The 20,151-nt window shown below is 57.9% G+C and carries 20 protein-coding genes; 5 read left to right on the plus strand and 15 right to left on the minus strand.

Annotation, left to right across the window (positions count from 1 at the left end):
- The first annotated feature begins 177 nt into the window (after positions 1–177).
- Positions 178–1,089 carry an ectoine hydroxylase gene (gene thpD, locus BLR97_RS01100; RefSeq protein ID WP_089701619.1) on the plus strand — a complete coding sequence of 304 codons (912 nt, stop codon included), beginning with the start codon at positions 178–180 and terminating at the stop codon, positions 1,087–1,089.
- A 178-nt stretch (positions 1,090–1,267) separates the two neighbouring features.
- Positions 1,268–1,870: a glutathione S-transferase family protein gene (locus BLR97_RS01105; protein WP_089701620.1), complete on the plus strand. Its 603-nt coding sequence runs from the start codon at positions 1,268–1,270 to the stop codon at positions 1,868–1,870.
- A gap of 6 nt (positions 1,871–1,876) precedes the next feature.
- On the opposite strand, the gene trmB is transcribed toward BLR97_RS01105, so the two are convergent.
- The 3 genes from trmB to thiS are packed head-to-tail and all read right to left on the minus strand — an operon-like array spanning position 1,877 to position 3,679.
- Positions 1,877–2,605 carry a tRNA (guanosine(46)-N7)-methyltransferase TrmB gene (gene trmB, locus BLR97_RS01110; protein WP_089701622.1) on the minus strand — a complete coding sequence of 243 codons (729 nt, stop codon included), beginning with the start codon at positions 2,603–2,605 and terminating at the stop codon, positions 1,877–1,879.
- A gap of 19 nt (positions 2,606–2,624) precedes the next feature.
- Positions 2,625–3,419, minus strand: a complete 795-nt coding sequence (locus tag BLR97_RS01115) for a thiazole synthase (protein ID WP_089701625.1) — start codon at positions 3,417–3,419, stop codon at positions 2,625–2,627.
- Between the two features lie 38 nt (positions 3,420–3,457).
- The gene (gene thiS, locus BLR97_RS01120; RefSeq protein WP_089701627.1) at positions 3,458–3,679 is read right to left on the minus strand and encodes a sulfur carrier protein ThiS; all 222 of its coding nucleotides are present in this window, start codon (positions 3,677–3,679) and stop codon (positions 3,458–3,460) included.
- Between the two features lie 156 nt (positions 3,680–3,835).
- Between thiS and BLR97_RS01125 the strand changes: the two genes are divergently transcribed.
- A complete protein-coding gene (locus tag BLR97_RS01125; RefSeq protein ID WP_089701629.1) occupies positions 3,836–4,225 on the plus strand; it encodes a DUF423 domain-containing protein in 390 nt (129 codons plus the stop codon).
- Here BLR97_RS01125 and BLR97_RS01130 read toward each other — a convergent pair.
- From BLR97_RS01130 to BLR97_RS01180, 11 genes are all read right to left on the minus strand, one after another.
- The gene (locus BLR97_RS01130) at positions 4,202–6,514 is read right to left on the minus strand and encodes a heavy metal translocating P-type ATPase (protein ID WP_089701631.1); all 2,313 of its coding nucleotides are present in this window, start codon (positions 6,512–6,514) and stop codon (positions 4,202–4,204) included. The two genes, BLR97_RS01125 and BLR97_RS01130, sit on opposite strands and share 24 nt — an antisense overlap.
- Positions 6,507–6,965, minus strand: coding sequence for an ATPase (locus BLR97_RS01135; protein ID WP_089701633.1), 459 nt, complete (start codon positions 6,963–6,965; stop codon positions 6,507–6,509). Before BLR97_RS01135 ends, BLR97_RS01130 begins: the two co-directional genes overlap by 8 nt.
- Before the next feature lie 28 nt (positions 6,966–6,993).
- The gene (locus BLR97_RS01140; protein WP_089701635.1) at positions 6,994–8,331 is read right to left on the minus strand and encodes an APC family permease; all 1,338 of its coding nucleotides are present in this window, start codon (positions 8,329–8,331) and stop codon (positions 6,994–6,996) included.
- A gap of 165 nt (positions 8,332–8,496) precedes the next feature.
- Positions 8,497–9,252, minus strand: coding sequence for a MauE/DoxX family redox-associated membrane protein (locus BLR97_RS01145; protein ID WP_211605018.1), 756 nt, complete (start codon positions 9,250–9,252; stop codon positions 8,497–8,499).
- Positions 9,253–9,399: 147 nt separating this feature from the next.
- A complete protein-coding gene (locus BLR97_RS01150; protein ID WP_089701636.1) occupies positions 9,400–10,902 on the minus strand; it encodes a methyl-accepting chemotaxis protein in 1,503 nt (500 codons plus the stop codon).
- A gap of 136 nt (positions 10,903–11,038) precedes the next feature.
- Positions 11,039–13,522: an EAL domain-containing protein gene (locus BLR97_RS01155; protein ID WP_089701638.1), complete on the minus strand. Its 2,484-nt coding sequence runs from the start codon at positions 13,520–13,522 to the stop codon at positions 11,039–11,041.
- 202 nt (positions 13,523–13,724) lie between these two features.
- Positions 13,725–14,495 (minus strand): copper resistance protein B, encoded by a 771-nt coding sequence (locus BLR97_RS01160; protein ID WP_089701640.1) that lies wholly within the window; start codon positions 14,493–14,495, stop codon positions 13,725–13,727.
- 10 nt (positions 14,496–14,505) lie between these two features.
- Positions 14,506–16,323, minus strand: a complete 1,818-nt coding sequence (locus BLR97_RS01165; protein WP_089701642.1) for a copper resistance system multicopper oxidase — start codon at positions 16,321–16,323, stop codon at positions 14,506–14,508.
- A gap of 69 nt (positions 16,324–16,392) precedes the next feature.
- Positions 16,393–17,727 (minus strand): ATP-binding protein, encoded by a 1,335-nt coding sequence (locus tag BLR97_RS01170; protein ID WP_089701645.1) that lies wholly within the window; start codon positions 17,725–17,727, stop codon positions 16,393–16,395.
- The gene (locus BLR97_RS01175) at positions 17,714–18,379 is read right to left on the minus strand and encodes a response regulator transcription factor (RefSeq protein WP_089701647.1); all 666 of its coding nucleotides are present in this window, start codon (positions 18,377–18,379) and stop codon (positions 17,714–17,716) included. The genes BLR97_RS01170 and BLR97_RS01175 overlap by 14 nt, the downstream gene beginning before the upstream one ends.
- Positions 18,380–18,388: 9 nt before the next feature.
- On the minus strand, positions 18,389–18,898 hold the full coding sequence (locus BLR97_RS01180) for a cupredoxin domain-containing protein (RefSeq protein WP_089701649.1): 510 nt from the start codon (positions 18,896–18,898) through the stop codon (positions 18,389–18,391).
- Between the two features lie 204 nt (positions 18,899–19,102).
- On the opposite strand from BLR97_RS01180, the gene BLR97_RS20080 reads away from it, so the two are divergent.
- Together BLR97_RS20080 and BLR97_RS01185 are read left to right on the plus strand one after the other, a co-directional pair.
- Positions 19,103–19,237 (plus strand): hypothetical protein, encoded by a 135-nt coding sequence (locus tag BLR97_RS20080; protein WP_280140167.1) that lies wholly within the window; start codon positions 19,103–19,105, stop codon positions 19,235–19,237.
- A 28-nt stretch (positions 19,238–19,265) separates the two neighbouring features.
- Positions 19,266–19,712, plus strand: coding sequence for a DUF411 domain-containing protein (locus BLR97_RS01185; protein ID WP_089701651.1), 447 nt, complete (start codon positions 19,266–19,268; stop codon positions 19,710–19,712).
- Positions 19,713–19,718: 6 nt separating this feature from the next.
- On the opposite strand, the gene BLR97_RS01190 is transcribed toward BLR97_RS01185, so the two are convergent.
- Positions 19,719–20,135 (minus strand): PaaI family thioesterase, encoded by a 417-nt coding sequence (locus tag BLR97_RS01190; RefSeq protein WP_089701653.1) that lies wholly within the window; start codon positions 20,133–20,135, stop codon positions 19,719–19,721.
- Positions 20,136–20,151 lie beyond the last annotated feature (16 nt).

A 20,151-nucleotide genomic window follows, 5' to 3' on the forward strand; every position in this document is an offset into this window, starting at 1 on the left:
GCCCATACTGACCCTTTTCCGCTTATTTCCTCGATTAGCAGCTGTTTTTCAATGCGTTAATGATAGCGCCGGGCTGAAGCGGCGAAGGCGCCGTTGATGGGCCGCATTTTGGCGTCTACGTTTTATAAGTAGCGTCTAAGGCGCTTATGACCACGCATGCTAATGGAGGAGTTTGCCATGAGTGATACCCAAGACCTTTTCCCTACTCGCTTGGAACGAAAGCTGGGAATGTTCGAGCGCATCGACCCAGTGGTATACGGCGATGAAACACAGCTTGCCAAGGGGCCGTTGGATAAGTCGCAAATCGATGAGTACGAGAGAAAGGGGTTCCTCTCCTTTGAAGGCTTTTACGATGCTGATGATATGCAGGTTTTTCTTCAGGAACTGCGTGAGTACGAAGACGATGCCGACCTGAAGCTCTCCGAAGGAACGATCCTTGAGCCGGGACGTGAAGAGATACGAACCATTTTTGGTATCCACGATGTTTCAGAGCGTTTTCAACGCCTGACTCGGGATCCCAGGTTGCTGGCAATCGTCAAACAGCTACTCGGTAGCGACGTCTATATTCATCAGTCACGGATCAACTATAAGCCAGGCTTCAAAGGAAAGGGCTTTGAATGGCACTCGGATTTCGAGACGTGGCATAGCGAAGATGGCATGCCGCGCATGCGTGCACTGAGCTGTTCCATCGTGCTCACTGATAACGGGGAATTTAATGGGCCTCTAATGCTGATTCCCGGTTCGCACCGCTACTTTGTGCCCTGCGTGGGACGTACCCCGGAGAATAACTACAAGGAGTCGCTCAAAAGCCAAGAGGTGGGAGTACCGCCAGCAAGCAGCCTGCGCGAGCTAATGTTGGAGCACGATATTGAAGCGCCCAAGGGCCCAGCCGGATCCCTGGTGATTTTCGAAAGCAACACCATGCACGGTTCCAATATCAACATGTCCTGCTGGCCGAGAAGTAACCTGTTCTTTGTTTACAACAGTGTTGAAAACACACTTCATGCCCCTTACTGCGGCAACCGCCCCAGGCCGGAGTTTCTGGCCAATCGCTCCGAGTGGGAACCGATAGAACCACTTCAGGAGTAATACGGTAGAACGCTACTCGTTGAGCTTTTTGATGCGCGACGGGCGGCAGACAACCTTTGCCATGACCACCTAGAGAATATTGATACCTTCGAAAGTGGCAGTGGGACAATGCATCAGGTCGTTTACGATAATCAGAAGTAGCCCAGCATGCCGATTCGCTCACTCTTTGGAGACCTTTATGCAGCTATACCTTAATGCGACGTCCCCCTACGCCCGTGTGGCACGTATCTGCCTTTACGAGAAAAAGTTGATCGAGCGCACCGAGCTTTGCTGGTGCGACCCCTGGGCAGCCGATAGTGAGCTGTTGCAGATAAACCCGCTGAGCCGTATTCCGACGCTGGTCACCGACGACGGCGAGGTGTTGACCGAGTCGGTGTTGATTGCGCTCTACCTGGATGCTCAAGGGGAGGGGCCGGCGTTGCTTGCCCACGACGCCTTGACGGATACCTTGGCGTTGACAGGGTTGGGGCAGGGCTTGATGGACGCCGCGTTCAACGTGGTGATTGGTCGTAAGCACGGCGGCAATGAGGTGGACTTGACGCTGCTGGGTAGCCGCCGTTTGAAGGCCATTGAACGCACGCTGGCGACGCTCAATACGCACCCCAGCGTGCTGGCAGGTAAGACCGAGCGAACGCTGGGGTCGATTGTGGTCGCCGTGGCGCTGGCCTATATCAGCTTTCGCTTACCCGCGTTTGATTGGCCAAACCGCTTCCCGGCGCTTAACACTTGGTATAGCGAGGTAGTGGAAAGCGAGAGCTTTGACCTAACAGCCTTTGAATAGAGCGGACTAGTCACAACGCTGGTAAATCAAATCCCATACGCCGTGGCCGAGTTTTTCGCCGCGCGCCTCGAACTTGGTTAGCGGGCGAAAATCCGGTCGTGGCACGTAAGGGGCCGTGGTGGTGCTGGCGGTGTTCTCATAGCCGGGGGCTGCCTCCATTACCTCGGCCATCCATTCGGCATAGGCTTCCCAGTCAGTTGCCATATGCAGCGTGCCACCGGGTTTTAGGTGCGTGCGAATCAGCTCCACAAAGGCGGGCTGAACAATACGCCGCTTGTGGTGTTTCTTCTTCGGCCAGGGGTCGGGGAAGAACAGCTGCAACGTGGTCAGCGAGCCTTCCGGTAGACACTGTTCCAACACCGCTAGCGCATCCTCGCGATACACTCGCAGATTGGTGAGGCCGCGTTTATCGACCTCGTCAAGCAGTTTGCCGACGCCAGGGGCGTGGACTTCAATACCGATAAAGTCGGTATCCGGATGGTTTTCGGCCTGCTCAATCAGCGAGTTACCCATGCCAAAGCCAATTTCGACCACGCGTGGCGCTTGGCGACCAAACAGGGCATCCAGGTCTTGGCGACCATCGGCCAGTGTCAGCCCAAGGCGTGGCCATACCTCTTCTAGGCCACGCTGTTGCGCCTGGGTCATACGCCCGGCACGAATCACATAGCTTTTGATGCCCCGGCGGTGCAATGGGGCATCGGGGCTTTCGGGCCCCGTATCGTTGGGTGCTGTCATGGTGTCTCTTGAAAGGTGATTAACCGTTAATGCGGTCTGCAAAGGGGGTCGAGGGGTCTGCGCTTTGGCGGCGTGGCATTCGGCCTGATAAAAACGCATCACGGCCGGCTTCAACGGCGAGCTTCATGGCGTTGGCCATACGCAGTGGATCACGGGCGTGGGCGATCGCGCTATTCAGCAATACGCCGTCGCAGCCCAGCTCCATGGCCATGGCCGCGTCTGATGCTGTGCCAATGCCCGCATCCACGAGCACCGGGACGCGGCTTTGTTCAACGATTAAGCGTATATTGTGTGGGTTTTGAATGCCGTGGCCCGAGCCAATCAACGAGCCCAGCGGCATGATGGCGCAGCAGCCCATGGCTTCCAGCTCGCGTGCCACAATGGGGTCATCGCTGGTATACACCATCACGTCAAAACCGTCTTCGAGCAGCGTTTCGGCGGCCTTGAGCGTTTCGACAACGTTGGGGTACAGCGTGGTGTCATCGCCGAGCACTTCCAGCTTAACCAGGTTATGGCCGTCAAGCAGCTCGCGGGCCAGGCGGCAGGTGCGCACGGCGTCCTTGGCGGTGTAACAGCCAGCGGTATTGGGTAGCAGGGTGTAGCGCTTGGGCGAAATGACGTCCAGCAGGTTGGGCGCATCAGTCTCTTGGCCAAGGTTGGTGCGACGCACGGCAAAAGTGACAATCTCGGCACCGCTTTGCTCAACGGCAGCACCGGTTTCGGTAAAGTCTTTGTATTTGCCGGTGCCGACCAACAAGCGGGAGCTGAAGTGGCGTCCGGCAATGTTAAACGGGGTATCGGTCAGTGACGTCATAGCGATTCCTTGATAAAGCGCAAGCGGATAAAAACGGTTTAGCCGCCGCCAATGGCATGGACGACTTCTATTTGGTCGCCGCTGGTCAAATGGGTATCAGCGAGCTGGCTTTTGGGCACAATCTGCTCGTTGATTTCCACAGCGATACGACGTCCGCTCAGGCCTAGCTGTTCCACAAGGTCAGCGGCCGTGGCATCAGCGGCAAGGGAATGGGGTTTACCGTTGAGCGTAAGGTGTATCGACTCATTCGAGGTAGACATAAACTAGGCGCGTCCCGTGGTGTGGTAACAAAACGAGTAAGGCGAATCATCTTCTATTGTAGCGGTTTCGAGTCGTTCAAGGTACGCCATGGGTGTAATCAGCACGATGGACGTAAACGAAAATGGGGGGGCAGAGACGTGGCGTCGGAGAGCAACGTGCAACGAACAGAGAAAATGTGGTGGTGTATCGCGGCGCTTTCGGGCGCCATGATGGTGATGCTGGGTGCCTATGCAGCCCACGGCCTGTCAGCGCGAACAACCGAGGCTATGGTGAGCGCTGTTGAAACTGGCGTACGTTACCAAGCCTGGCACACGCTTGCCATGATGATCGTCCTGGTGTGGCGCCAGGTGCAGCCGTTTGCCGGTCAGCGCTGGGTATTGGCGCTGTGGGGGCTGGGCATTGTGTGCTTCTCAGGCTCGCTCTATCTAATGGCGCTAGCGGGCCTTAATTTGGGTATCGTGACCCCCATCGGTGGACTGCTGCTTATGGCAGGTTGGCTGGCGCTGGGGGTGGTGACGTTGCTAACGCAGCTTCGTCATGCGTAATCGTAATGCGTTGCCAATAACGCTCACTGAGGATAGCGACATCGCCGCGGCTGCGATAATCGGCGACAAAAGGATGTCAGTGAATGGGTACAGAATCCCGGCAGCAATGGGAACGCCCGCCGCGTTGTAGGCAAAGGCAAAAAACAGATTCTGGCGAATGTTGCGCATAGTGGCTTTGGAAAGCTGGTGCGCTGTTGCAATGCCGGTAAGTTCGCCTCGCAGCAGAGTTATCCCGGCGCTTTCTATCGCTACATCGGTGCCGGTACCCATGGCAATACCTACATCCGCCGTCGCAAGCGCTGGGGCGTCGTTCACGCCGTCGCCCGCCATAACCACGATGCGGCCTTCATCGCGCAGCCGCTGAATCACTCGGCCTTTATCTTCCGGAAGAACTTCGGCTTCAATCTCGTCAATGCCCAGTCGGCGGCCGACGGCCTCGGCAGAGGTTCGATTATCCCCTGTCAGCATTACCATGCGAATGCCGTCGGCCTGCAGAGACCTGATGGCTTCTTCGGTGGTTTCCTTAACAGGATCGGCGATGGCGAGAAGTCCGGCTAAGCGCCCGTCGACACTGGCAAAAATGACCGTGGCACTGTCGCCACGCAATTGATCGGCGTGGGCGTCTTGAGACTGGGTGTCAACGCCTTCGCTTTCCATCAACAGCCGGTTGCCAAGGGCCACACGCTGGCCATCAACCTGGCCGATTACGCCCTTGCCGTTGGGGGCTTCAAAGTCTGATGCTTCGGTCACTTTAACGTCTGACTGCTTAGCCTTCTCGATAATCGCATGGGCCAAAGGATGTTCGCTACCGCGCTCTAGACTGGCCGCCAGGCGCAGCAGTTCCGCTTCAGCGATGCCTTCGGTGGGCACCAGTTCGGTCACCCGCGGCTTGCCTTCAGTGAGCGTGCCGGTTTTGTCGACAACGACGGTGTCTACCTTTTCCATGCGTTCAAGTGCTTCGGCATCGCGAATCAATACGCCTAACTGGGCACCACGTCCCACACCCACCATAATCGACATAGGAGTGGCGAGCCCCAGTGCACAGGGGCAGGCGATAATCAGAACGCTAACCGCCGCAATTAGCCCGAACGCCATCGGCGGTACAGGGCCCCACACTGACCAGGCAATGAAAGCCACAACAGCAATGAGAATAACGGCGGGCACAAAGACGCTAGCGACTTTATCGGCAAGCCCTTGAATGGGAGCGCGGCTGCGCTGCGCACTGGCCACCATTTGCACAATTTGTGACAGCATGGTGTCGCGGCCCACTTTGTCGGCGCGCATGACAAAGGATCCTTGGCCGTTGATACTGCCGCCGATAACGCTATCGCCTGCTGATTTTTTCACCGCCAGCGGCTCGCCAGTAACCATCGATTCATCGATATTCGAGCGGCCTTCCAGCACTTCGCCGTCCAATGGCACTTTGTCACCTGGGCGCACCCGCAACCGATCCCCCACCTGAACGTTATCGAGAGACACATCCTCCTCATTGCCCTGGTCGTCTAACCGCCTTGCGGTAGCGGGAGCCAGGTCGAGTAAGGCACGGATTGCCCCGGAGGTTTTTTCCCGAGCGCGTAGCTCCAATACTTGACCAAGTAAGACCAGAACGACGATGACCGCCGCCGCCTCAAAATAAACCGCGACCGAGCCGTCGGCTTGGCGAAAGGTATCGGGAAAAATGCCGGGCACAAGAGTGGCCAACAGACTGTAAATCAGTGCGGCCCCGGTGCCGATGGCGATCAGTGTGAACATGTTGAGACTGTGCCGCACAATAGAGCGCCATCCGCGCACAAAGAACGGCCAACCTGCCCAGGCAACCACTGGCGTTGCCAGTACCAGTTGAATCCAGTTAGAGGTTTGTTGGGAAATGAGATAGCTAAGCCCGATCAGGTGGCCGCCCATTTCCAGCACAAACACGGGCAGGGCGAGCGCCAGCCCAATCCAGAAACGCCGGGTCATGTCCTTGAGTTCGTCCGACGGTCCGTTGTCCGCAGACACGGTCTCGGGCTCTAGTGACATACCGCAAATGGGGCAGTCTCCAGGGCCTTCTTGGCGAATTTCCGGATGCATCGGGCAGGTATACATGGTGCCCGGCGGAGCCGGCTCTGCTGAGGGTGCGCGTTCGCTTAGGTACGCCTCAGGTTCGGCAACAAACGTATCCTGGCATTTTTGTGAGCAGAAGTACCAGGTTTTGCCCTTATGACTAGCGCGGTGGTCGGTCGAGTGGGGATCCACATCCATGCCGCAAACCGGATCTTTTACCTGATGATCGGAGCGGGCTTCAGACATCACTCATTCTCCCCGTTTGGCGAGCGAGGCGCATGGCTTCGTGTTCTTCCAGCGCCAACAGCGCTTCTACCAGTTCTTTGGCCTCGGGAATTTCCGCTTTACCGTCTAGGCTCCGATACAGGCTGATGGTTTGTTCATGTAGATCAAATACTTCGCGGCAAATGTCGTCAAAACTAAGGGTTGCATAGGGAGCGTCGCAAGTGCGGTGCGTTTGGATGGGCTGATGCTCTAGATAATCGTAAACATAGGTTTTCAAGGCCTTTTTGTCGGCCTGTTCCTCAAAACCAGCGACAACGCGCTGCATCTCGGCTTCATGGGAAGCGAGGTAATTGAGCAGCATACGAGCCCGCTCTTCTTCGTGTTCGTTGGCACAATGGGCAAGGCAGTCAGCAAGGTGTTGGTGTAGCTGGCGCGTCCAGTCGATCAACTCGCCAAAGGTTTTAATGTCCATGTAAGTCGCTCCTAGTAGGCTGCTGGGGTTAGTGCGTATGCGAATGATGACTGTCTTCTGACGGGTCGTGTTTGGCGAGAAACAGCCATTCGCCGAGCAAAAGACAGGCCATGACCACGCCGGCAACGATAAGAACCAAGGGGTCTGAGATGGCTTTTACCCAAATGAAGCCGATTAGCACAACACCGTCCAGAAGAATCGCGATGCTGGGTATGACCGGGTTGACCCCTACCCTGTCTTTGAGGTGGCGCAGCACGCCCCAGTGAATGGCGATATCCATGATCAGATAAAAAATAATGCCGAGTGCGGCGATGCGGCTTAAATCGAAAAAAGCTGTAAGCACTAAGCCTAGCACGACGGTGTAAACCAACGTGTGCTTCTGCAAGCTGCCGGGCATGTGGAAATGGCGGTGTGGCACCAGCTTCATCTCCGTCAGCATGGCGAGCATGCGTGACACAGCAAAGACGCTGGCAATAATCCCACCTGCCGTGGCCAGCATGGCGAGGATGACGGTAAACGCAACCGCGGCTTCACCGAGCGCGGGCCTGGCCGCGGCGGCCAGTGAGTAATCTTGAGTTTCAATAATTTCAGGCAGGGAAAGGTTGCTAGCAACAGCAAAGCCGACGAGCGCATAAATCACCACGCAAAGCGCAATTGAAATCGTGATGGCCTTGCCGACATTGCGTTTGGGGTCTTTAAGCTCAGAGCCGCTATTGGTGATGGTCGTAAAGCCTTTAAAAGCCAGGATGCCAAGCGCCGTAGCCCCTAAGAAGCCGGTCATCGTCGGCGCGGGTGCATCGCCACCTGAGCCCATTTCCAGGGTGTCGGCGATCAACACGCCGACAATGCCGAACACCACAATACCGCCTATCTTGATGACACCCAGCACCGACGCGACGGTCTCGATCAAACGGTTCGCCGACAAGTTGATCAAGAAGGCCGTTAGTATCAAGCCGACGCCCAGTAGCGGAACAAATAGCGAGCGGTCGCCCAAATCAACCAGCTCAAGGGTATAAGAACCAAAGGTTCGTGCCAGAAAGCTCTGCGCAATCACCATCGAGAAATACATCAGCAGGGCGTGAAAGGCGGTAGGCAGCGTTGGGCCGTAGGCTTTCTGCAAATACATGCCAATGCCCCCCGCTGAGGGGTAGGTATTGGATATTTTGACGTAGGAATACGCGCTAAATGCGACGATGACCGCAGCGGCCAGAAAAGCCAGGGGAAACAACCGGCCCGTCATTTCGGCCATTTGGCCGGTTAGCGCAAAGATACCGGCCCCAATCATAACGCCGGTACCCAGCGCAACGGCGCCTACTAAACTAAGACTCCCTTCTTCGTAATGCGGCGTTCTATCCTTATCAGCCATGGGCAAGTACTCCTTTTACTGAGCCAGCCACGGCCAAGTTCACCGCGCTGATCAGATGTTAATTAAGTCACCTTGCCTATAGCCTGGATGATGTATCTGAATGCAGCCTGAAAACGTTTAACGAAGACATGACTCCGATCAAGCGTTGGGCGAAAAGGGGCTTAATTACCCGATCAGCATGCGCAGCGGCATCCACAGGCCCATGCCCATCATGACCAGGTTTTCGGTCAGCGATACAAAGCCCAGCGGGACGTTGCTGTTGCCGCCCACGCAGGCGCACTTGAGCTCGCGCTTGTCGATGTAGACCGCCTTGAATACCGATACCGCCCCGACGGTGCCGACAAACAGCGCGAGCGGCGCGGCCAGCCAGATTAGCGTGCCCGCCAGCATCAGCAAACCCGCCAGCGTTTCGGCGTAGGGGTAAACGTAGCTGTAGGGGACATAGCGCTGGGCGAGCAGGTCGTAGTTGAGAAACATGCTGCTGAAGCTTTCCACGTCCTGCAGCTTTTGCAGCCCCAGCAGTACCATTGCCGCGGCAACGGCGTACTCCGGCATGCGTGCCGTGAATAACGTACCCTGAGCAGCCCAGCTGACGGCAAAGCCGATAAATAATGCGGTGACAAAGATGGCCAGCACCGGGCGATAGGTGGTCTCTTTGGCGTTAGGGACGCTCATCCCCAGATATTCGCGCAGCTCTTCGTAGCCACCGATACGTTCGTCGCCCAGGTACACTTGGGGTGTTGTATCGACGTTTTCCTGCTGCTTGAAAGCGTCGATTTCCTCCCGCGAGGTCAGGGTGTTGTCGTCGACGTCAAAGCCCTTGCGCTTGAGCAGGTCGACGGTTTTCAAGCCGAACGGGCACATGTGCTCCGCCGTTTTCATACGGTATACCCGGGCAGTAGTGTGCGTGGTCGATGCCATGATCAGCCTCCTTGTTGCGAATCGGCATAATTCCTAACACTAGCCTAGAACCCGGTGTTGCCCTTAGGTCAAGTTTTCGCCGGTAAACGCCGCCACCCGGCGATCTGATGGGCGCCGGGTGAGGGAGCCGTTGTGTGACACCCCGTATTAAGCCTGGGTCGGAGAGCCCAGCATACGAGTGTTGGGCAAGGAGGCGGTCGCCGGCAGGGTGAAACCACTGACGGCCTGCATCATGGCATCGGCGGTCTCGGACAGCTGTTCGGCCATGCTGTGCGAGTTATCCACCGCATCGCGGGAAAGCTCGAGAGCGTTGTAGATCTCGTTGACGCTTTGCTCCAACTCTTCAACGCCCTGATGCTGTTGCTGAACGGCGTTGTCCATATTGGTCAGCCGCATTGCCACTTGCTCAAAGCTTTGCCTCAGCGACTGGGTGGTCTCAGCGAGAGTGGACGTCTGGCTGACGCCCAGGGAAACCTGATCGGTCGTATCGGCGATGGTTTGACGAATCCGCGATGCGGTGTGCTGGGTATTTTTCGACAGCGTACGCACTTCGTTGGCCACGACCGCGAACCCCTGCCCGTGCTCACCGGCGCGCGCGGCTTCCACGGACGCGTTAAGCGCAAGCAAATTGGTCTGGAAGGTGATGTTGTCAATCTCGCTAAGCATTTCGTGGATCTTGCCCGCGTGCTGATTGAGTAAGCGCATCATTTCGCGCATTTCTTCGACCTGCGCGCCGTTCTGGCGTGCGATCTCTTCGGCATGGCCGGCCAGGCGGCGGATGTGCTGGGATTCTTCCGCCGTCTCACGGGTAGTGGCGGCAAGCTCGGCGGTGCACGTGGAGATGCGCTCGGTCTGGCTGCTGTTACGCGCCGTTTGCGTGCGCAGCTGCTCCTGGGCAACGAACAGCTGCTGGCTGTAATCGGCGACCTGACTCGCGGCGCTCTGTGTTTTACGCAGGCTCTCGGCGACCTGGTCGCGCATGTTGACCACCGCGGCGACGGCGGGTAGCTGCTGCTGTTGATCACTGAAGACCATGTCCAGCTTGCCGCCACCCGCCGCCACGGCAAAGCGCGTCACGTGCAGGCCTTCTTTGACCATGCTTTCCAATACCTTGGCCAGGTAGCCGAGGATAATGACCTGGACGACGACAGCACCGCCGTGCATCAGTAAGCAGTAGACCAAGGCGGCGACGCCCTGGCTGGTCTCACTGCTAGCCATGTTGTCCATATCGCCCATGCTGGTGTAGAGCTGGACAACGCCGTGGTATTGAAGCCAGGTGAATAGCGCGTGGTGTAGCGCAATCGTCAGGCCGCCAAACGCGATGACCCGCCAATCGCTGTAGAGAATCAATACGGCGAGCAGGATAAAGATACTGAAGTGGGCCTCGATCAACCCGCCGCTTTGTTCGATCAACACGGCGGCCCAGGCCATCATAACGGCGGCTTTGACGAAACCGTTGATAATGTGGCCGTGCCATTGGCGCTGCACGAGGTACGTCAGCGGGAGGGTTATGGCCGCTGCGACCACCGCCAGCCATAGCGTTTGCGTGAAGATACCGACAACCAGGCACAAAAAGGCGACGAAGCCCAACGGCAGCCACATCAGCCGGTCGGTGCGTGCAATATGGTTTGAAAAGGATGCATCTGACATTGTTATCGTATCCTTGCTTTTCGGGGAGGGGGAGCAGTGCAGGGGGATAAGATATTTATCGACGCAGCTTGTGATAACTTTAAAAAACCAAGCAATAACTTTTTGTTATATAAATACGCAATTATTGATACTGGTATTATTTATCTTGATGGCATTGTATAGCTTTTGAGAAACTTTCTGGCTGGACGGGTCGCCCAAACAGGAATCCCTGGTAAATACGGCAACCCAGGTTGGCAAGTACCAGGCGCTGGTCTTCGGTTTCCACCCCTTCGGCAATGACCCCCAGTCCCAGGCTCTCGGCGAGCGCCACAATGGTGGCGGCAATCGGGGTGGCTTGCATGTCCAGGGTCAAATCCCTGACGAAGGTAATGTCGATTTTCAGCGTATCCAGCGGCAACAGCTTGAGGTAGGCAAGGGATGAATAGCCGGTGCCGAAATCATCCAGCGCAAAGCTGACACCCCTTTGCTGCAGCTGCTGCATTTTGCAGATGGTGCCATCGGGGTCGCTCAGCAGCAGCGACTCGGTAAGCTCCAGCGTCAACCGCTCGGGAGGCGCATCATACTGCTGGATGACCGCCAGCACTTGATCGGCAAAATCGGGCTGCTGAAACTGACGAACGCTGACGTTCAACGACAGTTTCAAATGACAACAGGCGGGCTGATGGCGCCACTCTCCCAGCAGACGACAGCCTTCCTTCAACACCCAGTGGCCCAGCGGCAGAATGAGCCCCGTCTCTTCCGCGATGGGAATAAAGCGTCCCGGTGAGATCATGCCGCGTTCCGGGTGTTGCCAGCGCACCAGCGCCTCGGCGCCAATCACCTGCCGATGGGCATCCACCTGGGGCTGTAGATGGAGACATAGTTCGTCGTGGTCAATGGCGTGTTTCAGTTCACGTTCAAGGGTTAAGCGATCTTCCAGTTCATCTTCTTGCGCCTGCTGAAAGAACTGGGCCTCCCCGTCCCGCTGGCGCTTGGCTTCCAGCAGTGCCAGGCCCGCCCGCTTGAACAGCTGCGCGGCAGGTAGGTCTTCGTGAGGGCAGAAAACGAGCACCCCCACGTTGAGTCGGCATGGATAGGTGTGGCCCTGGAGCTGATAATCAGCCGTCAACGAGGCCTGCATCGCGTTGATTTGCCGCTGTGCTTCGCGCTCGATACCGGCGGGGTCGCGGGAGGCAAGCTCGCCGACCAGCGCGAACTCGTTGCCATCCAGGCGTGCCACGTACAGCCGGGCTCCCGACCATTGCTGCAGTCGCCTGCCCAGTTGCCGTAACAGTTCATCGCCAATGTCCTGGCCCAGGCTGTCGTTGAGCATCTTGAAGCGGTCAATATCGAGCAGCGCCAGGAAGGCATGCGCGTCGGGCGATGGGTGTTGTCTGGCGAATCCGGCTAAATGTTCCTGTAGTGCCCGGCGGTTGGGAAGCTCGGTGAGCATGTCGTGATAGGCGAGGTAACGAATTCGCTGCTGGGCTTGCTGCTCTTCCGAACGATCGCTTAAGAGCGCGACATAATCGCGGTCGTCGCTATCCGCATAGGTGACCCGGCTCACGCTCAGCCACGCCGGGAACCCGTTACCGTCCGACCGTAGGGCAGTGATCATCCCACCCCACTGGCCTTTTTTATCCAATGCTCGGCGGATGTGCTGACTCAGCGTGTGGCTATCCTCGGCGTAGGCAAGCTGTGATACGGACAGCCCCATCAATTGATCTGAACGCAGCCCTACCTGGCGTTCAAACGACGCGTTACACAGGCGAATGCGGGCCTGTTCGTCGAGCAGGATCACACTATCCTGAAGCGAGGAGACGACTTCCAGCAGACGGGTGTGGGTCATGTGTTCATGGCGCTCGCTGGCCTGAAGCCGCCTTTGCACACTGGCCGCTATCAAAGCGAGCAGGGCGGTCAGAACCCCCACGCCGCCGATCAGGAAAATGATCCAGTGGGAAGCGGGTGATATAGACGGAGTGGCATCTGGCAAGGGTAAAAACCAGGCGGCCTGCATAGCGACATAATGCATGCCACATACCGCAATGGATACGCACAGTGCGGCAATGAAGGCGCAGGTTCTGGCGCGCTGCATGCCCCACTCATGCTGGCAGAGCCGATAGGCGTAAACGCTCAACATACCCAGGCCAATCGCGACGAGCAGCGATACCAGGAAAAGATCCAGAACGTGATACAGCTCGGCCGGTGCGCGCATTGCGGCCATGCCGCTATAGTGCATCACCCCGATACCCGCCCCGAGGGCTAGCCCGGCTAACAGCAGGGCGCGATGCGATGGGGCATCACGGGAAAGCACCCACATGGCGCTAAAGCTGCCCAGTATGGCGGGAATAATCGACAGTAAGGTAGGCACCGGTGCGTGGCTAACCGGAAAATCTAGCCGGTAGGCATGCATGCCGATAAAGTGCATGCTCCAAACGCCCAGCCCCATGGCACTGGCCCCAGCCCAGAGCCATGCCCGGCGCCATGCCGGTTGAGATCCTTTGCTCACCAGCTTGATGATATCCAGGCCCGCGTAGGATGCCGCCAGCGCCACAAGCCATGAGAGCAATACCAGCGAGGCGGAGTGCTCCCCCTGCACGGCATTCAGGGTTTGAGGATCGGGCAAGATATTGAATAGCATCTAAATACGGTCAACCCATTATTCATGGTAAAAAACAGCTGTACTGACAGTAGCGCTGGCGTGGTGATGGGTCGCTGGGGCGATGGGCAGAAAATTGCACGCTGAAAACCACCGGAGATTAACATGAATAACGCCCCAGCGGCGTCGTTACACCGTTGGGGCGTTAGTGAAGGCGGTTTAACGCAGGGGGTTGACGGCAGGTTCAGAACATCAGCTTGACGCCCGCGACGACGCCGGTGTCTTCAGTACTGTCGCCGCTGGCACGAGAAAGGTCGGCGGTATCGCCATACACTTTTTGCCAGTAAGCGCCCACGTAAGGTGCTATGCGGCGAGTCACTTCGTAGCCTAATCGAAGGCCCACACGCACCGAGTTCAGGCCTTCGCCCACACCAAACTCATCGACTTCACTGGCAGCTACAGCAATTTCCGTGCGTGGTTGCAGGTAGAGTCGCTGGGTCAGGCGCAGGTCGTATTCGCCCTCGAAGCTGGCCGCCACGTCGCCGTCGTCGCTCAGCTGCAGGGCGACGTCCGTTTCGATACCGTAAGGCATCACGCCTTGCAGGCCGACCACCGCGTAGGTGCGCTCGGCGTGGTCATCGGAAAACACGCCGCCCTGGTAGCCTATACCGCCCTGTAGCTCCCAAAAGTCGGCGACCAGGCGGCTGTAGAGCAGTTCAAGCGATTCAAACTCGGCGTCTTCGCCGTCGCCCTGGACGTTCTCGCCTTCCGACTTCACGTACACGCGGTTGACGTCACCACCGTACCAGCCTTGGAAGTCCCAGACTACGGCGTCTTGGCCTTTATCGGGCACGCTGTACTCAAGGCGGTCGAACAGGCCCATGCCCATATTGTGTTCCTGCATGGGCGCGGGCCAACTGTCTGGGGCGTCGTAGCCGTCGTCGGCGTTGGCCGTTGCCATAGTGGCCACCATGAGCGCCGCGCTGGCAGCGGTTAGGAAATGCTTGATCTGCATAAATGCCTCCTTAAGAAACCTGAACAACGCGGAACATGCCGGCATCCATGTGATAAAGCAGGTGACAGTGGAAGGCCCAGCTGCCTTCGGCGTCGGCCGTGATCAACGCCGAGACGCGCTCGCCGGGTTTCACATTCAGGGTGTGCTTGCGCGGAATCAGCTCGCCCTGTCCGTTTTCCAGCTCCATCCACATACCGTGCAGGTGAATGGGGTGTTCCATCATGGTGTCGTTGACCAGGATCAGGCGCAGGCGCTCGTCCTTTTCAAAGTGGATGGGGCCGGAGACCTCGCTGAACTTCTTGCCGTCGAACGACCAAATGTAGCGCTCCATGTTGCCGGTGAGGTGCAGCTCAAGCTCGCGGCCGGGCTCGCGGCGGTCGGGCCAAGGGGTAAACGCTTTTAGGTCGCGGTAAACCAGCACGCGGCGCTCGTCGGGGTTAATACCAATACCCGCCTGGCCGTAGCGCGATCCCGGCTGGGCCTCGCCTGCCGCCAGCATGCCGTTTTCGCGGGTTTTGGCCCGTTCACTTGCCATGCCCTGCATTTCACTATCAGACATGCCTGAGTGATCCATGCCTTGCATATCACCGTGGCCCATGGCCTCCATTTCACTAGCTGACATGTTGGAGTGATCCATGCCCTCCATATTGGACATGCCCGAATGATCCATACCGTCCATGTGGACGCTCATCGCCTCCATGCCCCGGTCGGCAATCTGACGTCGCTCGGGAATTTCCGCCTGCATGCCTTCGCGAGGGGCCAGGGTGGCGCGGGCGTAGCCGCTGCGATCCATAGATTCGGCGAAAATCGTATACGCCTGATCGTCTTCGGGTGACACCAGGACGTCGTAGGTCTCGGCAACGCCGATGCGAAACTCATCCACGGGCACGGGCTGTACCGGCTGCCCGTCGGCGGCCACCACGGTCATTTTCAGCCCGGGAATACGCACGTCGAAGTAGGACATGGCCGATCCGTTAATCACCCGCAGCCGAATGCGCTCCCCGGCCTTGAACAGCGCGGTCCAGTTTTCCTCGGGGGAATGGCCGTTGAGCAGATAGGTGTAAGTGCTGCCGGTAACGTCGGCAATATCCCTCGAGCTCATGCGCATCTTGGCCCACATGCCACGCATTTCGGCTGTTTGTTCCAAGCCGTTTTGGCGCACGTCGGCGAAGAAATCGGCAATCGTGCGTTCCTGGAAGTTGTAATAGCCTTCCATGGTTTTAAGGTTGCGAAACACCGACATGGGGTCTTCAAAGGTCCAGTCTGTCAGCAACAGCACATGCTCGCGGTCGTAGCGGAAGGGTTCGCGTTCGGCGGCGTCGATAATCAGTGGCCCCACATGCCCCACCTGTTCCTGAAGGCCCGAGTGGCTGTGGTACCAGTAAGTGCCGTTCTGGCGCACCGGGATACGGTAGGTGAAGGTTTCCCCGGGAGCGATACCGGCAAAGCTGACCCCCGGCACACCGTCCATTCCCGGAGGCAGAATCAAGCCGTGCCAGTGGATAGAGGTCGGTTCATCAAGCAGATTGGTGACGCGCAGTACCGCGTCCTGTCCTTCCTTCAAGCGGATCAGCGGGCCAGGGCTGGTGCCGTTAATGCTGAAGGTACTAGCCGTCTTGCCGTCAATCGGGAGGATTTCGCGGCGGATGGCCAGCGCTATCTCAGGCCCTTCTTCAACGCCCTTGGAATAGACGCTTGAGTGGCCCCAGGGGGTGGCCCAGGCGGGGCTCAACCCCATGGCGGCAGCCGAACCTAGCCCCAACGCCGCGCTGCCTTTCAGCACCTGACGGCGCGAAAGTGGGTGACGGATAATGGTCGAACGCGACATGTGCAACTCCCCTCAATGATCAATATCGCCATCTTGCGGGAGTAAGCTGAATCAAGGCTGAAAAAGCCGTCAGGGGGATTTAATGTCCGGCAATGGCAGGCAGGTAACGACCCGCAAGCCGCCGAGTGGGCTGCGCTCGAACCGGCAGTGCCCCGCGTAACGCGCCACCAGCTGGGCCAGGATGGCAAGACCCAGGCCGTAACCGGGGTGGCGCTCATCCAAACGTGTGCCGCGCTCGCCGAGGCGTCCCATGTCGTTTTCGGCAACGCCGGGGCCGTCATCGTCGATCGTCAGGGTCAGGGCCTCGGAGGTAGCGCTGACATGACAACGCACCTCGCCGACGGCCCATTTGCCAGCGTTATCCAGCACAATGCCCAGCATCTCGGCGTAATCATGGGCGTCGATGGGTACTTGGTCGCGGTCGTTGAGCGACTGCGTGAGCTTGAACCCCTTTTGAGGGTGAAGGCTGCGAAACATGTCTATCAGGCGCTGGCTGTCACGCGTCAGGTGCGTCATGTGTCCCGTATGGGGGCCAGCAATCCGCGCGCGGCGAAGTTCGGCATCCAATTGGGCGTTGATGTTTTCTATGCGCATCAGTAGTTTGCGACGACGGTCGTCGTCTATCGGTCGGCCACCTCTGAGCACCTGGGTGATCGCCGCCAGTGGGGTCTTAAGAGCATGAGACAGGTTAGCGACCGACTCCCGCGAGCGCTGTAATCGCAGGTCGATATCATCCATAAAACGGTTGAGCTGGGCGACGAGGGCGTCAAGCTCGGCGGGCGCGGTGAGAGACAGGCGTTGGCGCTTCCCTGCTTGTAGGTCTTCAAGCTGGTGGCGCAACTGCCAAAGCGGCCGCAAGCCGCGGTTAACCGCCAGCATGTTAAGCGTGACCAGCATCGCAAGCAGGCCCGCGGCAATCCCGCCCACCCACCAGTGCAAAGTGGCAAGCCCCGCTTCCACCTGGGAAAAATCCTCACCAATCAGCAATACGCCATTGGTGTCTTGCCACTCAAAGTGGCGGCGATACACCAGCAAATGGTGCTCACCGCGTTCCACCTCAAGGAGCGCGTTACCATCATCGTCGAGCAGCGGGGCAAGCTGGCGCTGCCAAGCTGGGTCTGAGGCGCTGAGCTCACCGTTGAGTTGCAGCAAGTAAAGATGGTGGAAGACTTGATAGCCCTGGCTTGTCGAGGCGAGCGATGCGGGAACCGCCAGGCGGTCTTGTTCCAGCTGTGCCACTGCGTGGTCGGCTTCACGCTTGAGGCGCTCACCCAGGAAATCCTTGGCCAGATTTTGCAAAAATACACCGTGTAGTAGCCACGTCAGGCCAACCACCAGTATTGCGACGCCGCCCAGCCAGGCCAGTAGGCGAAACCGGAGACTGCGTTTATCAACGTGAAACAAAAACGTACCCCTGACCGCGTCGCGTCTGGATGATCGATTTGCCAAGATAACGTCGCAGGCGCGCAACGTATACTTCGACCAGATTGGGGGCTGCGGCGTCTTGCTCCAAGGCGTAAAGCTGTTCCAACAACCGCTCCTTGGAGTGAATGCGGTCGGGGTGGAGCATCAGGTAGCGCAGTAGTCGAAACTCGGTGGCGGTTAGCAGACGCCACGCGCCCCCGTCGCTGGAAACGCGCTGGCCAGCCTCTTCCAGGGATACGCCGTTAAGCGTGATTACCTGGGAGAGTTGGCCGGATTGCCTGCGTAGAAGGGCCTTCAGGCGGGCCATGAGTTCGGCTTCGTGGAAGGGTTTGGTGAGGTAGTCGTCGGCGCCGGTTTCCAGGCCGACCACCTTGTCCTCCCAGGTATCGCGCGCGGTGAGTATCAAAATAGGGATGGCGCGTTTTTGTTGGCGCCATTGGCCGAGCAGTTCCAGCCCTGAGCCATCGGGCAGCCCAATGTCGAGAATGGCAAGCGCGTATTCTTCGGTGGCCATGAACGACGCTGCCGCCTTGACTGAGGCGGCCACGTCGACCAGGTAACCGTTGTCTTTCAGACTCTCCGCGAGGCTTTCGGCCAGCAGGTCATCATCTTCTAATAGCAACAGTTTCATCGCATAGCGTCACAGGTTGATGGTGCCGTACATGCCGGATTCGTAGTGCCCTGGAATATTGCAGGCGTATTCAAGGCGCTCGACTTTTTCGGGTGCTGTCCATATCAGCGTTTTGGTTTCACCCGCCCCAATCGTAACCGCAGGCATCTGACCACCGTGCTCGCCTTCGGCCATATTATGACCGCCATGGCCACCGTGGCCACCCTCGTGATGACTGCTGCCCATCATATCCTGCATCATTTCCCGGTGTGCTTCCTGAGCTGCCTTGTCGCCAATCACGAACTCATGCTCTAGATGACCATTGTTGGTGATTTCGAATTGGACAGTTTCGCCCGCGGCGATGCTCATGTCCTCAGGGTCGAACCACATGTCGCCCGCTTCAACGCTGATGGTGCGTTCAACGTCGGCGTCGTTGGCCACACCATGGCCGCCGCTGTGCTCGCCTGAAGCCCCAGCGGTGGCAACCATGCCTGTCATGGCAATGGCAAAAAGGGCTAACGTCATGGATGTGTTACGCATAGTGGATAGTCTCGCAAAGAGGGTTTAAAAAACTGACAAGGTGTTTATAAGCTACCAACCTGAAATGAGCCTGAACCCAACGGGGCGATATTGATCTGCGTCAAACAATACGCGGCGTTCACTGCCTTCGCTTGACCTTGGGGTAACCCATAGGTTGTAAGCTTTTAACGAACATGTTCATCACGCTATTGTCAGGAGGCTATCATGATGAATGCAGATTGTTTCGCGCTAATGGGTTCAATGGGCTGGTTGGGCTGGCTCATGCCGCTCACAATTTTGCTGCTCGCCGGGTTGGGTATCGCCTCGCTGGCCAAATACCTGTTCAGCCGGGCTAATTGATCTCGTCGTTACCACTGAGGAAATGCTCATGAATCGAAAAACTGCCTCGCTATGGGTGTCTGGTGTGCTATTGCTGGGCGCCACTACGGCGCATGCCGACTTGCCTGACGAAGCCACGCTGTACAAGAACCCCCAGTGTGGCTGCTGCGATGGCTATGCTCGACACCTGGAGGAACTGGGGATCGATGTCACCATTGTGGATAACGTTGAGCTGGGCGACATCAAGCTGCAGGCGGGCGTGCCCTATGGCCTGGGCTCATGCCACACCATCGAAATCGGCGAGTATTGGATTGAGGGGCACGTGCCGATGGAAGCCGTCACCAAGCTGTTTGAAGACCAGCCCGATGTCGGTGGCATTGGTCTGGCCGGTATGCCCATCGGCACGCCAGGCATGCCAGGGCCGCAGGCAGAGCCCTACAACGTCTACGCGTTTAGCGACCAAGAAAACGAGCCGTTTATGACGCTTGAGCCGTGAAGTAGGCTAGGACTTATCCGGCAGCATATAGCTGGCGGTGACGTGTATCACCGGCTTGGTCTCATCGGCGGCAGAGACAATCTGAACTTCGCCGACTGCTAAGCGGCGGCCGAGCTTGAGCAGTTTGGCATGGGCGATGATGTCGTGATCACCCGATGCTGCGCGTAAAAAGTGGCAGTTCAAGTCGCTGGTCACCGCCATGGGCTCCGGGCCTATCTGCGCCAGAATGGCCACGTACATCGCCACGTCGGCAAAGCCCATCATGGTGGGCCCGGAAACCCGCGGGCCAGGGCGCAGATGTTCAACGCCAATGCTCAGGCGCATGGTGGCGCTCATCTCGCCTACGCTTTCGATCTTGCCTATCCGCTGGGGAAACACTTCGTCTAAAAAGTGTTCTATTTGCTCGGCAGTCATTACCGTCATTGTTGTTATTCCTCGC

Source organism: Vreelandella arcis (assembly GCF_900103865.1).
Classification (GTDB): Bacteria; Pseudomonadota; Gammaproteobacteria; order Pseudomonadales; family Halomonadaceae; genus Vreelandella; species Vreelandella arcis.